The 3552-nt window shown below is 51.3% G+C and carries 6 protein-coding genes; all 6 read left to right on the top strand.

The window, feature by feature from the left end:
• On the top strand, positions 1-407 hold a 407-nt coding region (locus Q0231_RS07685; RefSeq protein WP_299346877.1), incomplete at its 5' end, for a DUF4043 family protein.
• 15 nt (positions 408-422) lie between these two features.
• Complete coding sequence (locus Q0231_RS07680) at positions 423-824, top strand: hypothetical protein (RefSeq protein ID WP_299346875.1); 402 nt, start codon at positions 423-425, stop codon at positions 822-824.
• Between the two features lie 51 nt (positions 825-875).
• Positions 876-1520: a hypothetical protein gene (locus Q0231_RS07675; RefSeq protein ID WP_299346873.1), complete on the top strand. Its 645-nt coding sequence runs from the start codon at positions 876-878 to the stop codon at positions 1518-1520.
• 3 nt (positions 1521-1523) lie between these two features.
• A complete protein-coding gene (locus Q0231_RS07670) occupies positions 1524-1760 on the top strand; it encodes a hypothetical protein (RefSeq protein WP_299346871.1) in 237 nt (78 codons plus the stop codon).
• On the top strand, positions 1761-3161 hold the full coding sequence (locus tag Q0231_RS07665; protein ID WP_299346869.1) for a hypothetical protein: 1401 nt from the start codon (positions 1761-1763) through the stop codon (positions 3159-3161).
• Positions 3162-3168: 7 nt separating this feature from the next.
• The coding region (locus tag Q0231_RS07660; RefSeq protein WP_299346867.1) for a hypothetical protein at positions 3169-3552 on the top strand (384 nt) is incomplete at its 3' end.

Genomic DNA, 3552 nt, shown 5'->3' with positions numbered 1-3552 from the left:
TGGACCTTCGCGCCGATGCGACCACAGCGGGCAACTGGTTTGACCTGCAACGTGCAAGCATTGAAGGCGGCAAAATCAAAGACAACGGCATTTTGTCGGGTGCTTTGGGCGTTTACAACCGCACATTGCTGGTTGAATCAACGCGCCTTCCATTGGCGATCAACTCATCAACAGGTGCGGCAATTTCCAACACCCGCCGCGCAGTGTTCTGTGGTGCTCAAGCCCTGTCTTGCGCCTACGGCAAGGATAGTGGCCCAACCAAGTTCGTTTGGACAGAAAAGCTGTTCGATTATGACAACGAGCTGGGTGTCTCTGTGTCGTGTATTCACGGCATGAAGAAATCAATCTTCAACTCTGAAGATTTCGCCACGATCACAATCCCAACCTACGCCGCTCCGGCTGCTTAAGAAAGGGCTTGAAAAATGGCTACTGATACAACTCAACTCATTGCACGTGAGCATTCAATTAATGCGGTGCATTGCATTAGTGCAACAGTCGGTTTTGCCGACGATGGCACGGCGGTAACTGTTGGTGTAATCCCGGCGGGTTCTATGATCCTGAAGCCAATCTCAGGTGTGCATGTGAATACGGCGTTTGACGCTGGCACCACAAACACATTGAACATTGGCACATCGAGTGATGACAACCTTTACGGCACATTGTTGGCCCTTGGCACAACAACTTTCGTTCCTTGTGACGAAGCCGTGGGCGGTTACCTTGTGACTGCTGACACCACAATCACTGCAACAGTTGTGCTTACGGGTACGGCTGCAACGGCTGGTTCTGGTGTGGTTACAATCAACTACATTCCACGAGTTGGCTAACAAACTAAGGGTGGCGGGAAACTGCCACCTTTTCCTTTTCTGGGGTGAGCAATGACCACACTTGCAATAATGAAAGCGCGGATTGCCCTAGAGGTAAAGCGCCCCGATTTGACGACCAATGGCGCGATTGCGAACGAAATAACGTCAGCGATCAATCATTATCGGTCCAAGAAATTCTGGTTTAACCAAAAGCGTTCGCAGGTGACCTTTAATACCGTTGCGGACCAATCTGATTACACAAGCGCAGACCATGCGGATATCCCGAATTTAATTGGGATTGATTTCATCACAGCGGTGATCTCAGGCCGTGCGGTGCGCATGAAACAAATCAAGCCCGCAATAATGGAATTATGGCTTGGCGATACCACAATATCGAGCGGGCAACCCAACTGCTACAGCTATTATGCGCAGGCTTTGCGGTTCTATCAAATTCCAGATGATGCTTATGCAATTCGCGTTGCTGGCACGGTGCGCGTTGTTGCCCCGGCCACAGATGATGAGGCTGACAACCCTTGGATGACGGACGCTGAAGAACTCATTCGGATGCGGGCTGAAGGCAAAATCTGGGCGAACTGGATGAATGACCCAGCGGCGGCGCAGGTTGCCTCGGTTCAAGAGCAAGAAGCCTTCGACAATCTACTCATTGAAACAAGTTCACGCGCGAATGTCACCCACATTACGCCAAGCGGTGCATAACCAATGATTAAGCTAACAATTTCCAACCTTGCCCCGCAATGGGCAATCGAACTGGTGACCCAAATTGAACGGGCGCTCAATGGGCGGACATTGCCCGGTTATGCCTTTGACGGTGACGATGGGCTGCCCCCGGCAACACCAGCACGACAGATTATTTCAATCACAGACCGCGCTTATCAGGTCGCCTATTCAGATGGCGAAGATTGGCGTTGGGTTTCTAACAATTCGGTGGTTTCATAAATGGCAGATGCAGCAACAGACCTTTTAGGCCTTCGACTACCTGAAGTTGGTGTGAAAACCGATTGGGGCGGCACAGATGGGCTTAACGAAACCATTCAAATGGCAGAGTATGGCGCAAGGGGCCGCAATGCGATTGCGCTCACTGGCAACCTAACGCTTGATGCGACCAATTTTGAAGATCATACAGACCATTACCGTTATAACACACTGATTTTTTCAGATGGTGGCTTGAGTTCACAGCCAACAATTACAGCGCCTGATAAGGCAATTTGGTGGTTTATCAAAAACACCGGGTCAACATATGATTTGACGTTCAAGTGTTCTGGTACTGGCGTGACCATTCCGCAAGGCCGCATGGTTGTTGTGTTTTCCGATGGTACGGATTGCGAACTATTTGACCCGGTTGCGCTATCAAGTGCGGCAACGGCGGCTGATGTTGCCCTTACAAATGCGGATGTGGTTTCAACTAACGCAGACGTGGTTTTAACGAACGCTGATGTTGTTTCGACCAATGCAGATGTTGTAACAACAAACGCTGATGTTGTGCTGACAAACGCTGACGTTGTTTTAACCGGGCTTGATGTGGTTGCGGCGGCGGCAAGTGCTGATGCGGCGGCGGCAAGCGCAGCGGGTGTAAATCTACCCTCTATGGTTGCCAACACCTTCTTGCAAGCAAATTCAGGCGCGACAGCGTATGAAACAAAGACAGCAAGTGAAGTCGCAACAGCGATAGGTGCTCTGACCGACAGCGACACCGGAACAACTGCCAATAAGGTTGTGAAACTTGATGGTTCGGCCAAGTTGCCATCTATAGATGCATCACAACTGACAAACATTGATAAGCTTACATCGAGCGACGTGGGGACAACTGCTAACAAGATAGTTCAGTTGGATGGGTCGGCCCGGCTCCCTGCTGTTGACGGCTCCCTTCTCACAGGGATCGCAACAGGTGATGTTGCCTTAACAGTTTTCACCTCTTCCGGTACTTGGTACCCCGTTAGCGGGGAGAAGTATTTAGTTTTTTGCACTGGTGGTGGCGGTTCTGCCGGACCAGGGTGGACAGGGGGAGGCGGGGCCGGGGCAACGTCAATTGGCATTGTTGAAGGGAGCGTGGGTATGCAAGCTATTACCATAGGGGCGTCTGGCGGGGAAACCAGCATTGGGGGGATTCTCTCGGCAGGCGGAGGGGGTGCGGGCTCAGGTTCTACAGGCGGTTCGGGGTCATCATCGACCATTGGGGCGGTGCCGATCCCTGGAGGTGACGGAAAAGACGGTGTAAATGGGTCTGGGAGCGGCGGCGCAAGTTTTTGGGGTGGATATGGCGCACCCGGCAGCGGGTGCCACGGCGGCGATAATGCAAACGGTTCTAGTGGTATTGTTGTAATACTGAGATTGAAGTGAGGTAGTTATGAAAGCGGCAATAATTGAAAACGGTATTGTGACTAACGTAATAGTGATTAAAGACGCTTCTGACGCGGATAGTTTTAGCGCGGTTGAATGCCCCGATCATGTTCAAGTCGGCTGGAAGTTTGATGGTGAGATATATACAGACAATCGAGTTCCTCCTGGGCCTGCCGACTCCCCACTAGAGCCTTGGCAATTCAAGGCGCTTGTGATTTTTCTTGGCAAGGATGCTAAGATTAGAGCCGCTATAGCGCAAATCCCCGACGCGATGCAAAGAGCTGCGGCCTTGTCTCGCTACGACAATTCACCGCAGTACAGATATTCAGACCCACTTGTTCAGCAAATCCGACCAGTAATTGGGATGCCAGAACAAGAACTTTCTGATGCA

Origin of the sequence: uncultured Maritalea sp. (assembly GCF_937139385.1) — a bacterium.
Classification (GTDB): Bacteria; Pseudomonadota; Alphaproteobacteria; order Rhizobiales; family Devosiaceae; genus Maritalea; species Maritalea porphyrae_A.
The sequence above is the reverse complement of the archived record's forward strand: the minus strand, read 5'-3'. Positions and strand labels throughout refer to the sequence as shown.

Excerpts from the sequence above, each read along its gene's own strand:
- Q0231_RS07675 (WP_299346873.1), top strand. The coding sequence starts at position 876 with ATGACCACACTTGCAATAATGAAAGCGCGGATTGCCCTAGAGGTAAAG.
- Q0231_RS07665 (WP_299346869.1), top strand. The coding sequence starts at position 1,761 with ATGGCAGATGCAGCAACAGACCTTTTAGGCCTTCGACTACCTGAAGTT.
- Q0231_RS07670 (WP_299346871.1), top strand. The coding sequence starts at position 1,524 with ATGATTAAGCTAACAATTTCCAACCTTGCCCCGCAATGGGCAATCGAA.
- Q0231_RS07680 (WP_299346875.1), top strand. The coding sequence starts at position 423 with ATGGCTACTGATACAACTCAACTCATTGCACGTGAGCATTCAATTAAT.